The sequence below is a fragment of the Nocardia sp. MDA0666 genome (assembly GCF_003023875.1).
GTDB classification, from domain to species: Bacteria; Actinomycetota; Actinomycetes; order Mycobacteriales; family Mycobacteriaceae; genus Nocardia; species Nocardia aobensis.
In genome coordinates this window covers 90,020-106,254 of the sequence record NZ_PYHT01000024.1, presented here as the reverse complement: position 1 = coordinate 106,254, position 16,235 = coordinate 90,020, and the positions used below count along the sequence as shown (strand labels likewise).

Here is a 16,235-nt window from a genome sequence, read left to right as displayed (position 1 = left end):
GCCCGACCCGGCATCGTCGCGCCGGGGCGGGTGGCGCCGCCGGGCGGTGTGGCCGTGCTGCCCCCGGGGCCGGGAGTCCGGGCCGTTCCGGCGCCGGGGACTGAGTCGGAAGACGATGTGCCGGGGCCGGATTGGGCTCCTGCGGCCGGCGCGGAATCGGTGGCGCCACCCGCGGGAGCCGACGTACCGGGCGTCGCGTGGTCCCCCGCGTTCGCCGTACCGTTCGGATTCGTGCCGTCGCCGGTCGTTCCCGCACCGGGGTTCGTTCCGGTGTCTGAGTTCGTGGCGTCATCGGAGTGTGCCGCGCCCGAGTTCGCGGCTCCCGAGCTCCGTGTATCGGAGTTGTCCGTACCCGAGCTCTCGGTACCCGAGTTCTCTGCCCCCGGATTCTGCGTACCACCGGAGTGCGCGGAGTCACCGTGCGGCCCATGCGATTCGGCGCTGGTCGAGCCCGAGCCGTTCGACGGCGTACCGGAATTTCCGGCCGGCTTCGAGTCGGCGTCCGATGTCGCGCCGGAGCCCGCACCGCTGTCGGTGGTGCCGCTCGAGTGTCCCGATCCCGGAGTGGATGCGGTATCGCCGGAATGCGAATCTCCGGACGTCGCACCGGTGGTCGCGGTCGTGTCGCCGATGGGCGCGGGGTTCGCACCGGGCGCGGGCGTGATCGAACCGTCCGCTGTGCCGGCGGGTTTCGGCGCCGGGTTCCCGGGCTTCGACGAGTCTCCGGGTGTCGAGCCGCCGCCGGGTGGGGTGCCCTGGTCACCGGATCCCGGCTGACCGGGGTGTCCCGTGCCGGGCAGGTTACGGGCCGCGGCGCCGGCGGCCAGGAGCGCCGCCGCACCCGAGTTCACGAACGGCATGGGGTTGGTGAAACGCGCCGGGTCGGAATAGGTCCTCGCGCGGGGCGGCACGCAGGGTGTCACGGCACCGTAGTCACGCAGCGCGTTCTCCACCCGATCGGTCATGCTGCGCGAAAAGTCGTGCGCCGCACCGGTGTAGCCGCGCAAATCGGACAGCGAGGTTCCCATCAGGGTGTCGGCGCGGGCCGCCAGCGCCGAGAATCCGGCGCCGAATCCCGGCGGCTGCGGCAGCTCCCCGACCTGCTCCCGCAACGCGTCCGCCGGACCGGCCAGCGCGGGGGCGAATTCCATGATCGGCCCGTCGGTACCGACCGGGCCACCGCCGATCATGGTCGCCGCCGACATCGCGAGTGCGGAGACGACCGCGGCGGACGACACGACCGCGGCACCCCGGGCGTACCGCCCGACAGTGCTGTTGCTCGCGGCGAATCGGGCCGAGGCGATGGCGGCACCGGTCGCGACCGTATGCGCCGGATCCGGCGGAACGATCACCGGGGGGCCCAATTCGGCCAGCACCTCCGCGACCTCGACCGGCCGCGCGGCGCCCCCGACCAGCAACACGCGGTCGATGTCGTCGATGCTCACCCGCGCACTCTTCAGGCAATCGCGCACCACCCGAAGGGAATTGCGCACATGCCACGTACGCAGGCGACGGGTGTCCTCGGCAGGCACCACCTTCGACACCGGGGCCGGCACGTCCGGAGCCAGGGTCCGTGCGTAGCGTGCCAGGACGGCGCCCAGCGGCCGGCCGCCGTAGGCATCGGATCGCAGCGCCGAGCCGAGCACCCCGCGCTGATTCCATTCGACCTCGGTCCGGACCACCGCGACGTCCAGACTGTTGGCGCCCAGATCGTAGACGAGCGTGGAACCGCTTGTGGTGACACCGTATTCGTCGTCGAGCCATTCCACGGCGGCCACCGGTTCGGGCATCAGAATCACATCGAAGGCGCCGCGGCGATGCAGCGCGTACTGCAGCGACGCGATCTGCCGGTCGGTGTAGCAGGCGGGATAGGTAAGGACCGGCCCGGCCTCCGGAGCGCCGGCGTCGATCAGGCAGGTCGCCACCGCCGCGACCAGATCGGCCGAGGATCGGATCCGCCCGCCCAGCGACACGGGCTCGCGCGGCTGGGTGAGATCGGCGAAATCCGTGACGACCGGCGCGAATCGAGGCATTCCCCCGACGCGCACCGCGCCGGATCGGTCGACGGTGACCGCCGTGCGGCGCACGCGGACCGCCGGACGGTCGCGATCACCGGCAGTTGCCGCCCACACGGAATTCACTGTGCCGATGCTCATGCCGAAGCCAACCGTCATTGCCATCCCGTCAACGCACCGAGACCACGGCCCCAGTGGTTCAACCATGTGGTCGCGGTCGTTTACCAAATAGCGAACACAGGTTAGCTGGTCGGTCTCGATCACGGAAACCGAATGGGCGGAAAAGGTTTCACACTCACCGATCGAACACGCAAAAGACCTGCTAGGACACAGCGGAGGACAAGATCGGAAGGCCGAATTCACTTACCGCAGGAGAATAGCTGGCAAAACTGGCCATTTCACAGTTGATCCCACGGAATACCAACCGGTTTTCTATGGAATTGCGACAATGACATTCACGAGACCGAATTCGAGGCGGTCATGCCGAATGACTGGATGGTTGCCGAAACGACAACCGCCCCGATCCGGACGGATCGGGGCGGTCGGTCGAGATATCCGGCTCAGGAGCGAGCGAGCAGCTTGCGCTTCCACCACGGCTGGGCCGTGGCACCGCCGCGCACCGCGTCGGGGCGGCGGCGCTGGACCAGCCGATCGAAATCGGTGGCGTCGGCGGTGGGCCGGCGCAGACGGCCGGCGTTGAAGTCGTCGACCAGCTGCCGCACCGTCTGCTGTGCGCAGGACTTGTTGGTGCCGATGAAGCCCGTCGGGCCGCGCTTGATCCAGCCGGTCACGTAGGTTCCCGGAACCACCGCGCCGTCGGCGGATTCGAGCACCCGGCCGTCGGCGTTCGGGATGACGCCGGCGCGCTCGTCGAACGGCACCCCGGGCACGGCCACGCCGCGGTAACCCACCGAGGCGAGAACCAGTGCGGTATCCAGGGTCTCGGTCTCCTCCGTCGCGACGGCCCGGGTGACACCGGCCTCGTCGGTGACGAGTTCGTTGCGCACCAGCTCGATTCCGGTCACCCGGTCGGTGCCGACCAGCGCCACCGGCGAGGACAGATAGCGGAAGACGATGCGCTTGCGCGCGCCCACCGGGCGGTCGGCCACACTGCGCAGCAACTTCAGCTTCTGCTCGACCTTCTGCGGCATGTCCGGAGTCGGTTCCGGCACATCACCTTCCACGACGATGTCGAGATCGGAGCCGAGCAGCCCCACGAATTCGGGGACGGTGAAGGCGGATTCGGCCGGGCCGCGGCGACCCACGATCACCACTTCCTCGATCTTGCTGTGCCGCAGTGCGTCCAGCGCCGCCGGCGACACCTCGGTGGCATCGAGCAGTTCGGGATCCATGGTGAGAATCCGGGCCACGTCGAGCGCGACATTGCCGTTGCCGACGATCACCGCGCGCCGCTGCGTCAGATCGAAACTGCGCTGCGCGTAGTCGGGATGGCCGTTGTACCAGGCCACAAACTCGGTCGCGGACAGGCTGCCGGGCAACCCCTCGCCGGGAATACCGAGTTTGCGGTCGGAGGAGGCGCCCACGGCGTAGATCACCGCGTCGAAGTGGTCGAGCAGTTCGGCGTGCGAGATATCCTCGCCCACGGCCACATTCAGGTACGACCCGAATCCGGGCTGCGCGGAGATCACATCGAACAGCCGGCTCACCTGCCGGGTCCGGGTGTGGTCGGGTGCGACACCGTGGCGGGCCAGGCCGTAGGGCACCGGCAGCCGGTCGAACACCGTCACCGTCACGTCCGGCTGGGTGAGCAGCTCGTCGGCGGCATACATCGCCGAGGGGCCCGAACCCACGATCGCGACGCGCATCGCGCCCCGATCGGTGTCGACCTCGGCGGCGGGCACCGGCTTGGCCAACAGGGGACGCGGACGCGCCTGACGATAGAAATCGGCGTTGATCTCGATGAACGGCTTCTGCTCCGCGGTGAGCTTCTTCGAGGAGGTGATGGCGTCCACCGGGCAGGCCGTGGCACACGCCCCGCAATCCACGCATGCCGCGGGGTCGACGTACAACATCTCCGCCGTCAGAAAGTCCGGTTCGTCGGGCGTGGGATGAATGCAGTTGACCGGGCATGCGTAGACGCAGGAGGCGTCGCTGCAGCACGACTGGGTGACTACATACGGCACTGTATGGCTACCCTTCAGGCGGCTTTGGTCTTGGCGCGCTGCGGCTCGGAGCGGTACCGGCTGGCCGGACCGTCGATCTTCAGCAGCTTCCAGACGTTCTTCGAGATCGGGTTCATCAGGCCCAGTTCCTTGGCCAGCGCCCGCACGTCGATGAAGTAGTCGGCGAAGGTCTGCTGCGCCTCCGCGGAGCCGTAGAACAGTTCCTTACGGACGTCCTCCGGGATGTCGAACTCCTTGAAGAAGGACTTCGGCGGGGTGGCGATGGACCGGCCGAGGATCCACATCACGATCGGCATGGCCAGCGACAGCACGAACTTCGCGGCCGGATTCGACTCCGGCACATGCTTCTTCAGGAATTCGTGCGCGAAGGAGATGTGGCGCGCCTCCTCGGCGACGTGGATCGCCATGACTCCGCGCATGATCGGATGCACTTCCTCGCCGGAGCGCAGGATCTGCTTCTGGATGTGGTCGATCGGCTCCTCACCGGCGAGGACCGCCATGAAGAACAGGTTCGGGAACCGGGCGGCGACCGGCGCGGCGAAGTAGCGGAGCTTGCGGACCAGCGGGCCCATCCCCGGCACGTCGATGCCGATCCGGTTGACCATCTCCTGGAACATCAGGGTGTGGTTGTGCTCCTCGATCATCTCGTGGGAGCAGTACCGGAACTCGGGCGAGCCGTTGGGCAGGCTGAAGTTGTGCGTGGCCATGCCGCTGATCAGGATCGACTCGAACTGCAGGCCGACCTTGGCGACATTGGCCTGGCGGTACTTGCCGAGGGCGATCTTCTGCTCGTCCGACAGCGCCTTGTACCAGGGGTGACGCCCCAGCGGGTCGGCGGATTCCGGAAGGATCCACCGCTTCTCGCCGGCGGTCGCGGCGAAGTCGGGGTTGTCCCAGTCGATGTCGGTGAACGGATCGAAGTGCTTGTTGACCGACCCCTCGGACAGCAGGAGCAGCTTCTGGGCGTATTCCATGGCCTCGGCGACCACAGGGTCTACTTCCGGCGTCGCGGCAACGGACATCGTCGTCACAGCCTCTCCATCTCGCATGGGTAACTGTTTCCCATAGTTACACCTATAGCGGCGGAGGTCAACACCGGCGACCGGCCCTGCCGGACACGATCGCGCAACCCCGCCGATAATCGGCCGTATTCCCAGCTCAGCGGCAGCCCAAACAGCATTACCGAGCAGTACTGTGCGGGGCGTCACATCGCCTGCGATGCCGCCACAACGCACCACGAGGGCAGACCGGACGTGTCCGCACCCACATGGCAAATCATCCCATGTCCCGACTAAGCTACAACTTGTGTCTAAGACGTATTCAGCCGCTGAGCGCGCCTATCGCGAGATCAAGGAGCGCATTCTGACCGGCGCGCTGCCCGGCGGAGAGCTGATCAGCGAGGGTGAGATCGCGAACGATCTGGGTACCTCCCGCACTCCGGTGCGGGAGGCATTCCTGCGGTTGGAGACCGAGGGCTGGATGCGGCTGTATCCCAAGCGCGGCGCGCTGGTGGTCCCGATTCCCTCGCACGAGGCCGAACACGTCGCGCATGCCCGCTATGTCGTGGAGACCGCGGCGGTGCGCGCCCTCACCGCCGACGACCGCCCGCCACTGCTCGACACACTGCGCGAATCGCTCACCCGCCAGCGCGAACTCGTCGCGAACCTCGATGCCTCCGACGGGCAGACGTTGTCGCGCTTCGCCACCGAGGACACCGACTTTCATCGCGGCTATGTGGTCGCCGCGGGCAACCCGCTGCTCACCGGGTTCTACGACTCGCTGCGCGAACGCCAGCGGCGGATGAACAGCGTCGCCCTGCACCGCGCGCCGATGAATACCGCCCGCATCGTGGAACAGCATGCGCGGCTGACGGATCTGATCGCCGCCGGAGATACCGCGGCCTTCGATACCGCACTCGCCGACCATCTGTCGGGTGTGCACCAGCTCGAACTGAGAGGACTGTGATGACCGCACCGGCCGCCGTCGACCTCCGTCCGGCCCGCGTCGCCACCGCCCCTCGCGTCTGGTGGAGCGTGGCCGCGGCGATCTTCGCGATCGCCTGGGGCGGAAACGAATTCACCCCGCTGCTGGTGATGTACAAGAACGACGGCCTGCCGGTCACCACCGTGAATCTGTTGCTGTTCGAGTACGTCCTGGGCATCGTGCCGGCGCTGCTGATCGGTGGACCGCTGTCGGATCGCTACGGCAGGCGGCGGTTGATGCGGCCCGCACCGCTGATCACCGCGGCGGGATCGACGCTGCTGGCCTTCGGTTCCGGCGTCGTGCCGATGCTGTCGATCGGGCGCGTCCTGTGCGGAGTCGGTCTCGGGCTGGCGATGGCCGTGGGCAGCAGCTGGTTGAAGGAACTCTCGCAACCGCCGTTCGGGCCCGCCTCGGCCCCCGGCACCGGAGCTCGGCGCTCGGCGATGAGTCTCACCGGCGGTTTCGCCATCGGAGCCGGAGTGGCCGGCGTGCTGGCACAGTGGGCGCCCTGGCCCGCGACCCTGGCCTATCTGATCAATGTGGCGCTGTGCCTGATCACTGCCGTCCGGGTGCTGCGCGCACCGGAAACCGTGGCGCCGCAACCGGTTCGCAAGCCACTGCGCGACGATCTGCGGGTTCCGGCGGCCGGCCATCGGCGTTTCCGCCGCATCACACTACCGCTGGCGCTGTGGCTGTTCACCTCCGCCGCGGCCGCGTACGCGATCCTGCCGACGCTGGCGGCCGATCGCATCGCCGGAATGCCGATCGCGTTCTCCGCGCTGATCACGGTGATCACGCTCGGATGCGGTTTCGCGATCCAGTCGGTGGCGCGGCGGATCGACCTGCCGGGTACCGCGTTCATCGCGGCGCTGTCGCTGGCGCTGACCACCGCGGGCATGGCCGCGTCGGTGTACGCGGCCGCGACCCTGCAGTTGTGGGCGGTCATCGCGACCGCGGCCGTACTCGGATTCGGATTCGGCATCGGCATGGTCGCCGGACTGCAGGAGATCGAGCGGATCGCCCGGCCGGACGATCTCGCCGGGCTGACCGCGGTGTTCTACTCGGTGAGCTACCTCGGATTCGGTTCGCCGGCGCTGCTGTCGCTGCTGCACAACGCGCTGCGTATCGGCTATCCGGCGATGTTCGCGGCCGGCGCGGTCATCGCCCTCGGATGTCTCGCGGTGGTGCTCAACAACTATCGCGACCCGGACCGCGCGAGCGCTGTCGAGCAACAGATCAGCCGATAGGCCGGGTCGAGCAGAGCGTTGCCGACCCGGCGAAACCCGGTCTGCGACCGCGCGGGTTCCGCCCGCGCGGCACGCCGTCAGCGCTGCACGTGCACGATCCCGGCGCCCATGGATTGCGCCCCCGCTTCGTCTCCCACCACAGCCGTCGCCGCGAACAGCGCGCCGCCGGCTGCGACCGCGACGGTGACCGCGACCCGGGTCAGGCGGCGGCGCAGCATGCGCGGCGGCTCGGGCCGTTCGGGCGCCCCGGCGACCTCGCTCTCCCGGGCCGATTCGGCGGCGCGGCGCGCGAGAACGGCCGCGCCCTCGGCGATCGTGCGTTCCGGATCCGGGGCGACGATCACCGGCCGCGCCAGCGCCGAGGCCAGGACCGCGGCGACTTCGGGCGGGCGGGCGGCGCCGCCGACGACCAGTACACAGTCGACATCGGCCATCGTCACGCGGGCTCGTCCGAGGCATTCGTAGACCACATCGAGCGACTCGCGGACGTGTGCGGTACGCAGTGCCGTGATCGCGGAGTCGGCCGCCGACGATTCGCCGGCGCGCCAGTTGTCCTGGGTTGCCATCTTCGCGCCGAAGGCGCGGCCACCGAAGGCGTTGGAGCGCAACGGTTCCCCGATCACCGGCCGGGCCGGAGTGCCGGCGCCGATGCGCACCAGGGTCACGGTCAGCCCGGATCCGCCGAGGTCGTAGACCAGCGCCAAGCCCGGCATCAGGGGCCCGTGCGCCGCCGACAACCAGGCCGCGGCCGCCACCGGTTCGGCGACCAGGGCGGCGTGGGACAACCCGATCGCGTCGAGGGCCTCGCGCAGTTCCAGCACCCGGTCCTCGCCGTAACTCACCGGATGTGTCACGGCGACAGCGGTTTCCGGACTGCGAGTGTCGGCGGTGGCCGCCACGTGGGCGGATACGTCCGCGACAACGGTGCGCGCCACGGTCGCCACCAGATCGGCGGCGGACAGCGAACGATGACGCACGCGCGCGGTGCGTCCACGCTCGGTCAGATCGGCGAAATCGGTCACGGCACGGCCGTGGCGCGGGATCCGGCCGACTCGTGCGGCGCCGCTGCTGTCGAAAGTGAGTGTCGTGCGCCAGGTTCCCGGCGCCGTGCGCTGCTGCGGCAGCGCGGATCTCGGGCCGGAGGCCCGTATGCGCCCACCGGACGCGCCGCGCTTGCGGCCGCGCGCGTTCTTGCCGCTCTCAGCAGTATCGATGGCGCACACCGTGTTGACCGTGCCGATACTCACTCCGAGCCCAACCGTCATCACAATTCCCCTCGATCGACGAGCGTACGTTCGCTGACATGTCCCGAGCAGGCATCAGGCAATCACTGTGCTGAGAACTTGCCAAGCACCGGACAATCAGTTGTCCGCTCAACCGCCGCACTTCGCGGTGAACCCCTCGATCCCGCAGATATACCCATTCACCTGCGGTAACAAATCAGGCAATTCATACGCGCAGTGGACATTTCGCGACACCGACCGACCGGTACGGGTTTGCCAGCAAACGTCCGAATACCCTCGGACACCGTATACCGGCGTTCCCGCAACCGTGGGCGCATCCGGCGAAACGCTCACTCCCGCAGCGCCGCACGGACGCGGATGCGCATCGGCGAACCGGGGAGAGCGGCTCCGCTCGACGGCGAGCCGGCGGGCGAGATCAGGCCGCCGGCAGTTCCGGAATGCGGGTGGCGCGGGCGAAGACGGTCTCCCCCTCGGCCAGTCGCAACGCCTCCGCATCACCGCGCGTGACCTGCGCGGTGAACAGATCGCCGGTGGCCGCGTTGCGCAGTTCGAGACGAACCTCGAAACCGAGGCGGACGACCCGCTCGACCGTCGCGCGGGTGACCCCCGCCGATTCCGCGGTGCCCTCGTGTTCGGCCAACGCCATACCCGGGTCGCGGCCGATGCGAATATCGTGCGGGCGCACGAGATGTCCGTTCAGCTTGGCCACCGCGCCGAGGAAGGACATGACGAATTCGTTGGCGGGACGGTCGTATACGTCCTCGGGCGTTCCGACCTGTTCGATGCGACCGGCGTTCATCACCGCGATCCGGTCGGCGACGTCGAGCGCCTCCTCCTGATCGTGGGTGACAAGCACGGTGGTCACGTGCACTTCCTCGTGCAGGCGGCGCAACCACGTGCGCAGATCATGGCGCACCTTGGCGTCGAGGGCGCCGAACGGTTCGTCGAGCAGCAGCACCTGCGGATCGACGGCCAGTGCCCGGGCCAGCGCCATCCGCTGCCGCTGACCACCCGACAGCTGCGCCGGATAGCGATGCTGAAAGCCGTCCAAGCCCACGATGCCGAGCAGTTCGTCGACGCGCTTGCGTATTTCGTTCTTCGGCCGCTTGCGGATCTTCAGCCCGAATGCCACGTTGTCGCGCACGGTCATATGTTTGAACGCCGCGTAGTGCTGGAACACGAAGCCGATATCGCGCTTCTGCGGCGAGACCCGGGTGACGTCGCGGTCGGCGATGGTCACGATGCCCGAATCCAGCGATTCCAGGCCGGCGATCGAGCGCAGCAGCGTCGACTTCCCGGAACCGGAGGGCCCCAGCAGTGCGGTCAGTTCACCGGAGGGGATGTCCAGGCTGACGTTGTCGAGGGCGGCGAACGAACCGTAACGCTTGTTCGCGTCGGTGACGGTAATCATTTGGCAGTGCCCCGCTTGCGTTCGAGAAGAGTCATCAGGATGAGCGTGACGAGCGCCATGGCCATGAGCAGGGTCGCCGCGCAGTAGGCGCCGAAGGTGTTGTGGTCGTTGATGTAGCGACCGTGCACCAGCAGCGTCAGGGTCTGGGAAATGCCGGGCAGTCCGGACGACACCATGATCACCGCGCCGAATTCGCCGAGGGCGCGAGCGACGGTGAGCACGATGCCGTAGGTCAGGCCCCACCGGATGGCCGGCAGGGTGATGCGCCAGAAGGTCTGCCAGCGGTTGGCGCCCAAAGTCGCCGCCGCCTGTTCCTGGTCGTCGCCGATCTCGTGCAGGACCGGGACGACCTCGCTGACCACGAAGGGCAGCGTGACGAAGAGGGTGGCGATCACCATGCCCGGCAGGCCGAAGATCACCCGGAAACCGAAACTGTCGAGGCCGCCGAACCAGCCGCCGACACCCCACAGCATGATCAGCGATACGCCGACCACCACCGGCGACACCGCGAACGGCAGATCGACCACACCCTGAATCAGCGTGCGCCCCCGGAAGTTTCCGCGCACGAGCGCGATGGCGGTGATGACTCCGAAGACCACATTGAGCGGCACCACGATCGCGACGATCAACAGCGAGAGATTGAACGCCGAGATCGCGGCAGGTGTGGTGATGGAATCGAGGAAGGCGCCGATTCCGTGCTCGAAGCTGCGCCAGAGAATGATCACCAGCGGAGCCACCAGCAGCACGATCAGATACGCGAGCGCGATCACGCGCAGCGAAATCCGGGACGGGGCGGACAGTTTCATCGGCTGGCCTGTTCCTTGCGGGCGGTGCGTTCGGAGAAGACGCGCAGGATCAGCAGGGTGGCGAAGGAAATCGCCAGCAGCGCTACCGAAACAGCCGCCGCGTTCACCGGACGGTCCACCTCGATCTGCTGCTGAATGTACTGCGACGCCACCTGAGTACGGCGCGGAATATTGCCGCCGATCAGCACCACCGACCCGTATTCGCCGATGGCGCGCGCGAAGGCGAGGCCACCGCCGGAGATGATGGCCGGCGCGAGCGACGGCAACACCACGCGCCGGAAGATGGTCAGGTTGTTCGCGCCCAGCGAGGCCGCGGCCTGCTCCACTTCCTTGTCCGCTTCGATCAGCACCGGCTGCACCGAGCGCACGACGAACGGCAAGGTCACGAACGCCAGCGCCACCACCAGTCCCGGCTGGGTGGCGTTCAGGTGGATACCGACCGGGCTCTGCGGCCCGTACAGCGACAGCAGCACGATGCTCGCCACGATCGTCGGCAGCGCGAACGGCAGATCGATCAGGGCATTGACGAAGCTCTTACCCGGGAAATCGTCGCGCACCAGCACCCACGCCACCACCGTGCCCATGACGACGTTGATCACGGCGACGACCACCGACACGAGGACGGTCACCCGCAGCGCGTCCAGTGCCGCGGGCGCGGTGACCGCGTCCCAGAAGCCGGACCACCCGTCGTCGAAGGAATGGACCGTCAGTGCGGCCAGCGGCAACAAGACGATGAGGCTCAGCCACAGCACCGTGATCGCGAGGCCGAGCGAGCCGGCCGATCCGGTGAGCCGCGACCGCCAGGCCGGACCGGCGGACCGCTTCTGCTGCTGCCCGGAAACGCCGGGACCAGGGGTCCCGGCGTCGGTACTACTGCCGATCTCGGCCTTCGTACTGCTGTCAGTCACAGTTATCCAGTATTCCGTGCGCTCCGGGCCACCGATTTACTTGGTGGCTTTGTCGTAGAGCACCGCGACACTGCCGGTGTTGGGGGTGAACAGATCCTTGTCGATCTGCTTCCACCCGCCCAGATCGGCGACCGTCCACAGTTTCTGCGGCGCCGGGAAATCCTTGCTGTACTGCGCGGCGACCTTCGGATCGACGGGACGGAAACCGGCCTCCGCCCATGCCTTCTGACCGGCCTGCGAGTACAGGAAGTCCTTGAACGCCACGGCCGTCGTCGGGTTCTTGGCGTTCTTCGTCACGGCCACCGGATTCTCGATCTTGAAGGTGGTCGGCGGGATGACGTGTTCGATCGGATCCCCGCTGCGCTCGGAGAAGATCGCCTCGTTCTCGTAGCTGAGCAGCACGTCACCGGTGCCCTGCAGGAAGGTCTCGGTCGCCTCCCGCCCGGACTTCGGCTGCACCTTGATGTGGTCCTTGGAGATCAGCTTGCCCAGGTAGTCCAGGCCCGCCTGCGGATTCTTACCGCCGTCGCTCTCCGCGGCATAGGGCGCCAGCAGGTTCCACTTGGCCGAGCCGGAGCTGAACGGGTTCGGAGTCACCACCTCGACGCCGGGCTTGAGCAGATCGTTCCAGTCGTGGATGCCCTTGGGATTGCCCTTGCGGACGGCGATCACGACGACCGAACCGAACGGCACGCCCTTGTTGGCGTCGGCATTCCAGTTCGAGTCGACCAGTCCGGCGTCCACCAACCGGGTGATGTCGGGCTCGACCGAGAAGCTGACGACGTCGGCCTGCGCCCCGTCCTTCACCTTGCGGGACTGGTCACCGGAGGCTCCGTAGGACTGCTGGATCTGCGCGCCCTTGCCGGCCTCGGTCTTGTTGAATTCGCCGATCACCTTGTCGTAGCCCGGCTTGGCGACCGAGTAGGCGAACAGCGTCAGCTGCCCGCCACCGCTGCTGGCGTTGCCACCCGCGGTGTCGCTCGAACCACCACTGCAGGCGGCGGTCAGTCCCACGGCCGCCAGCGCGGTGAGCGCGACGGCGATGCGCCCTCGGCGCACCGAGAACCAGGATCTGCTGGACGATCTGCGAGACATGGAAGCGACCTTTCCTGCCGCCCGCCACCGGCGCACACTGCTGCCGGAGCGGATGTAACTGTGATTGAGCGGTAGACCTGCCCCGGTGGATACCGGGCAGTGGCGCGTGCGGCAGAGCCGCGGGAAGCGGAGACGCTGCGGAAGAGATGTGCGCCGGACCGATGGAGAAGGCGCAGCGTGTCCGATCAGCTATCGACGACAGTGAATGTCCGCGACGACGAGACAGCCGACCGCGATCAACGCCAATTCATGGCGGACCTGCGGAACAACGCTCGATGACACGGGCAGACTCTAACAGAGCGCCCGGAACCGCGCGAATCGGTCGAAGAGGAAATCGGCCCGGCCCGGCGAGTCCGCGAAACCCGCCGATGACCGGCGGGAAGTATTCATGTTTCGGATTCCCGGCGGCCACCCGGCGGCCCCGGAAACGAGACCCGGGGCCCGCGCCGACGGTGGTGAAGACCACAGTCACGCGAACCCCGGGGTGGGCACGTCCGGCACGAGCCGATCGGGCCGGCCTATTCCTCGTCGGCGGACTCGGGCGGGCTCTCGTAGAGGTCGAGCACCCACTCCTCGACGGCGATCTCCTCACCATCCTCGTCGGGCTCGTCGGCGCGGAGCCGGTTCTGCAGCCGCACGCCCAGACCGAGCAGTTGCGCGGCGCGCACCATCTCGATCGCCTCGTCGGCGGTGGTGTAGTGGGTCGCGATCAGTCGGGGGCCGTCCTCGATCTCCAGGAGCTGCTCGAGGTCGACGAATTCCTCATCGGTTGGCATGGGCTGCACAGTACCTGCAACCTCCGACAGCGGGGGATTATCGCGTCAGCAACCAGGCGACGACGATCAGCACGAGCAGCGCGATCAGCGCCAGCTGGACCCGTGAGCGTGGCATCAGATCGCTTCCTTCGGCATCGGACCCGGAGCGTGCATCGTGGCGCCGGCCAGCACCGGCTCGGGCGGCGCGAGGGTCGCCGCATCGGGCTCGATCTCGGATGCGGCGCCGACGGCCGCGAGGTCGGTCTCGGCGGCGGCCGACCGGTCCCGGCCGAGCAGTCGCAGCACGATCCGCAGTCCACGATCGAGCAGGTAGGCGATCAGGAAACTGACCGGCACCGCCCCGACCAGAACCACGACGAACTGCGGGAGGAACGGCAATCCGGCCACCCACAACTCGAAGCCGTCCCACCAGCCCGCGACATGATGCACGTCCACCAGCCTAGTAGGTCACGGGTGCGTCGGCCGCGGGGCATGCCGACCGGCCGATATCGAGCGCCGACAGTCCCGGCGAACGCGACCGGAATCCACCATGATGGCTGTATGGCGTCCTACGACGAACCGATCACCGAACAACCCCTCATCGAGACGCTCGACGACATGTCTCCGCCGCGCGATGCCCTGGCCGATGTCTCCGATGCGGAGATAGGGGCGAACTACCTGCCCATCTCGGCGGGTGTCGTGCACAAGTCGTCGTATCCGCCGATCGACGACTACGCCTTCCTCTCCGATTGCGAAACCTGCTGCCTCATCGCACGCAACGGCGCGGTCGAGTGGATGTGCCTGCCGCGCCCGGATTCGCCCAGCGTGTTCGGCGCCATGCTCGATCGCAGCGCCGGGCATTTCCGGCTGGGTCCATACGGTGTGAACGTGCCGACGGCGCGGCGCTACCTGCCCGGCGGCATGATCGTGGAGACGACGTGGCAGACCGACACCGGCTGGATCATCGTGCGCGACGCGCTGGTGCTGGGACCTTGGCACAACAACGACAAGCGCAGCCGCAGCTACCGCCGCACGCCGGAGGACTGGGACGCCGAGCACATCCTGCTGCGCACCGTGAAATGTGTCAGCGGCGTGGTCGAACTGGAGATGAGCTGCGAGCCGGCCTTCGACTATCACCGGGCGCCCGCGAACTGGGAATACACCGGTGAGGTCTACGAGCGCGCCACCGCCACCGCCACCTGCTCCCACGACGAATTGCCCTGCGGGGAACTGGTTCTCACCACGGATATGCGGCTGGGCCTGGAGGGGCGCGAGGCACGCGCCCGCACCCGCATGCACGAGGGCGATCAGTTGTTCGTGGCGCTGTCCTGGTCGCCGCTGCCGGCCCCCCGTACCTTCGCCGAGGCCGCGCAGAAGATGTGGCAGACCACCGAATGCTGGCGGCAGTGGATCACTCTCGGCAAGTTCCCGGATCATCCGTGGCGCGGCTATCTGCAGCGCAGCGCGCTCACACTCAAGGGCCTGATCTACTCCCCGACCGGCGCCCTGATGGCCGCCGCCACCACCTCTCTTCCGGAAACGCCGGGCGGCGAACGCAACTGGGACTACCGCTACAGCTGGGTGCGCGACTCCACCTTCGCGCTGTGGGGCCTCTATACGCTGGGGCTCAACCGGGAGGCCGACGACTTCTTCGCCTTCCTGCACGATGTCGCGACCGCGAAAGACGGTGCGGCGCAACCACTTCAGGTGATGTACGGCATCGGCGGGGAACGCGACCTGGACGAGTCCGAAATCCCGCATCTGCACGGTTACGACGGCGCCAAACCGGTTCGCATCGGCAACGGCGCGTTTCAGCAACAGCAGCACGACATCTGGGGCACCATTCTGGATTCGGTCTACCTGCACGTGAAATCGCGGCAGCAGGTGCCCGAGACGTTGTGGCCGATGCTGAAGCGTCAGGTCGAGGCGGCCATCGAGAACTGGCGCAAACCCGACCGCGGCATCTGGGAGGTGCGCGGCGAACCGCAGCACTTCACCTCCTCGAAGGTGATGTGCTGGGTCGCGCTGGATCGCGGCGCGAAACTCGCCGAACTGCACGGCGAGGCCGACTACGCCGAGAAGTGGGCCGCACTCGCCGAAGAGATCAAGGCCGATGTCCTCACCCATGGTGTGAACGACAACGGCATCTTCACCCAAACCTACGGCGGCGACACCCTCGACGCGTCACTGTTGCTGGTCGTCCTCCTGCGCTTCCTGCCGCCCACCGATCCGCGGGTGCGCGCCACGGTCCTGGCGATCGCCTCCGATCTGACCCAGCACGGTCTGGTGCTGCGCTACCGCACCGACACCACCGACGACGGATTGTCCGGCGCGGAGGGCACCTTCACCATCTGCTCGTTCTGGCTGGTGTCGGCGCTGGTGGAGATCGGCGAGGTGCGCCGGGCGCGGCATCTGCTGGAACGGCTGCTCGGCTACGCCAGCCCGCTCAAGCTCTACGCCGAGGAGATCGACCCCTATACCGGACGGCATCTGGGCAATTTCCCGCAGGCGTTCACCCACCTGGCATTGATCAACGCGGTCATGCACGTGATCCGGGCGGAGCAGGCCACCGGTGCGGGAAAATTCCGCCCGGCCCATCCGGCGGGCTGACGAGTACGGGTGGTCCG

The 16,235-nt window shown here is 67.8% G+C and carries 14 protein-coding genes; 3 read left to right on the top strand and 11 right to left on the bottom strand.

Going from position 1 to position 16,235, the window contains the following annotated elements; all coding sequences use genetic code 11:
• From C8258_RS26610 to C8258_RS26600, 3 genes are all read right to left on the bottom strand, one after another.
• Window positions 1-2,279: Hsp70 family protein (locus C8258_RS26610; protein WP_146161341.1), on the bottom strand; the 2,279-nt coding region annotated here is incomplete at its 3' end.
• 296 nt (window positions 2,280-2,575) lie between these two features.
• On the bottom strand, window positions 2,576-4,159 hold the full coding sequence (locus C8258_RS26605) for an FAD-dependent oxidoreductase (protein WP_106957499.1): 1,584 nt from the start codon (window positions 4,157-4,159) through the stop codon (window positions 2,576-2,578).
• 14 nt (window positions 4,160-4,173) lie between these two features.
• Window positions 4,174-5,181, bottom strand: coding sequence for a diiron oxygenase (locus C8258_RS26600; RefSeq protein WP_106957498.1), 1,008 nt, complete (start codon window positions 5,179-5,181; stop codon window positions 4,174-4,176).
• Between the two features lie 283 nt (window positions 5,182-5,464).
• Between C8258_RS26600 and C8258_RS26595 the strand changes: the two genes are divergently transcribed.
• Window positions 5,465-6,124, top strand: a complete 660-nt coding sequence (locus C8258_RS26595) for a GntR family transcriptional regulator (protein WP_233225358.1) — start codon at window positions 5,465-5,467, stop codon at window positions 6,122-6,124.
• Window positions 6,124-7,389 (top strand): MFS transporter, encoded by a 1,266-nt coding sequence (locus C8258_RS26590; RefSeq protein WP_106957496.1) that lies wholly within the window; start codon window positions 6,124-6,126, stop codon window positions 7,387-7,389. The genes C8258_RS26595 and C8258_RS26590 overlap by 1 nt, the downstream gene beginning before the upstream one ends.
• Window positions 7,390-7,466: 77 nt before the next feature.
• On the opposite strand, the gene C8258_RS26585 is transcribed toward C8258_RS26590, so the two are convergent.
• The 8 genes from C8258_RS26585 to C8258_RS26555 form a co-directional block, all read right to left on the bottom strand.
• A complete protein-coding gene (locus C8258_RS26585; RefSeq protein ID WP_106957495.1) occupies window positions 7,467-8,654 on the bottom strand; it encodes an Hsp70 family protein in 1,188 nt (395 codons plus the stop codon).
• 394 nt (window positions 8,655-9,048) lie between these two features.
• Window positions 9,049-10,044: a sulfate/molybdate ABC transporter ATP-binding protein gene (locus tag C8258_RS26580; RefSeq protein WP_030512833.1), complete on the bottom strand. Its 996-nt coding sequence runs from the start codon at window positions 10,042-10,044 to the stop codon at window positions 9,049-9,051.
• Window positions 10,041-10,850, bottom strand: coding sequence for a sulfate ABC transporter permease subunit CysW (cysW, locus tag C8258_RS26575; RefSeq protein WP_036499655.1), 810 nt, complete (start codon window positions 10,848-10,850; stop codon window positions 10,041-10,043). Before cysW ends, C8258_RS26580 begins: the two co-directional genes overlap by 4 nt.
• Complete coding sequence (gene cysT / locus C8258_RS26570) at window positions 10,847-11,758, bottom strand: sulfate ABC transporter permease subunit CysT (RefSeq protein ID WP_255420462.1); 912 nt, start codon at window positions 11,756-11,758, stop codon at window positions 10,847-10,849. Before cysT ends, cysW begins: the two co-directional genes overlap by 4 nt.
• Window positions 11,759-11,794: 36 nt before the next feature.
• Entirely contained in the window at window positions 11,795-12,853 is a 1,059-nt protein-coding gene (locus C8258_RS26565; protein WP_106957494.1) for a sulfate ABC transporter substrate-binding protein, read from the bottom strand.
• A gap of 189 nt (window positions 12,854-13,042) precedes the next feature.
• Entirely contained in the window at window positions 13,043-13,135 is a 93-nt protein-coding gene (locus C8258_RS33720) for an Ms4533A family Cys-rich leader peptide (RefSeq protein ID WP_310400397.1), read from the bottom strand.
• Window positions 13,136-13,371: 236 nt separating this feature from the next.
• Window positions 13,372-13,629, bottom strand: a complete 258-nt coding sequence (locus C8258_RS26560; RefSeq protein WP_051024444.1) for a hypothetical protein — start codon at window positions 13,627-13,629, stop codon at window positions 13,372-13,374.
• A 114-nt stretch (window positions 13,630-13,743) separates the two neighbouring features.
• A complete protein-coding gene (locus C8258_RS26555) occupies window positions 13,744-14,064 on the bottom strand; it encodes a hypothetical protein (protein ID WP_106957493.1) in 321 nt (106 codons plus the stop codon).
• Window positions 14,065-14,169: 105 nt separating this feature from the next.
• On the opposite strand from C8258_RS26555, the gene C8258_RS26550 reads away from it, so the two are divergent.
• A complete protein-coding gene (locus tag C8258_RS26550) occupies window positions 14,170-16,218 on the top strand; it encodes a glycoside hydrolase family 15 protein (protein ID WP_199195868.1) in 2,049 nt (682 codons plus the stop codon).
• Window positions 16,219-16,235: the final 17 nt, after the last annotated feature.

Excerpts from the sequence above, each read along its gene's own strand:
- C8258_RS26600 (WP_106957498.1), bottom strand. The coding sequence starts at position 5,181 with ATGTCCGTTGCCGCGACGCCGGAAGTAGACCCTGTGGTCGCCGAGGCC.
- C8258_RS26590 (WP_106957496.1), top strand. The coding sequence starts at position 6,124 with ATGACCGCACCGGCCGCCGTCGACCTCCGTCCGGCCCGCGTCGCCACC.
- C8258_RS26585 (WP_106957495.1), bottom strand. The coding sequence starts at position 8,654 with ATGACGGTTGGGCTCGGAGTGAGTATCGGCACGGTCAACACGGTGTGC.
- C8258_RS26580 (WP_030512833.1), bottom strand. The coding sequence starts at position 10,044 with ATGATTACCGTCACCGACGCGAACAAGCGTTACGGTTCGTTCGCCGCC.
- cysW (WP_036499655.1), bottom strand. The coding sequence starts at position 10,850 with ATGAAACTGTCCGCCCCGTCCCGGATTTCGCTGCGCGTGATCGCGCTC.
- C8258_RS26565 (WP_106957494.1), bottom strand. The coding sequence starts at position 12,853 with ATGTCTCGCAGATCGTCCAGCAGATCCTGGTTCTCGGTGCGCCGAGGG.
- C8258_RS26560 (WP_051024444.1), bottom strand. The coding sequence starts at position 13,629 with ATGCCAACCGATGAGGAATTCGTCGACCTCGAGCAGCTCCTGGAGATC.
- C8258_RS26550 (WP_199195868.1), top strand. The coding sequence starts at position 14,170 with ATGGCGTCCTACGACGAACCGATCACCGAACAACCCCTCATCGAGACG.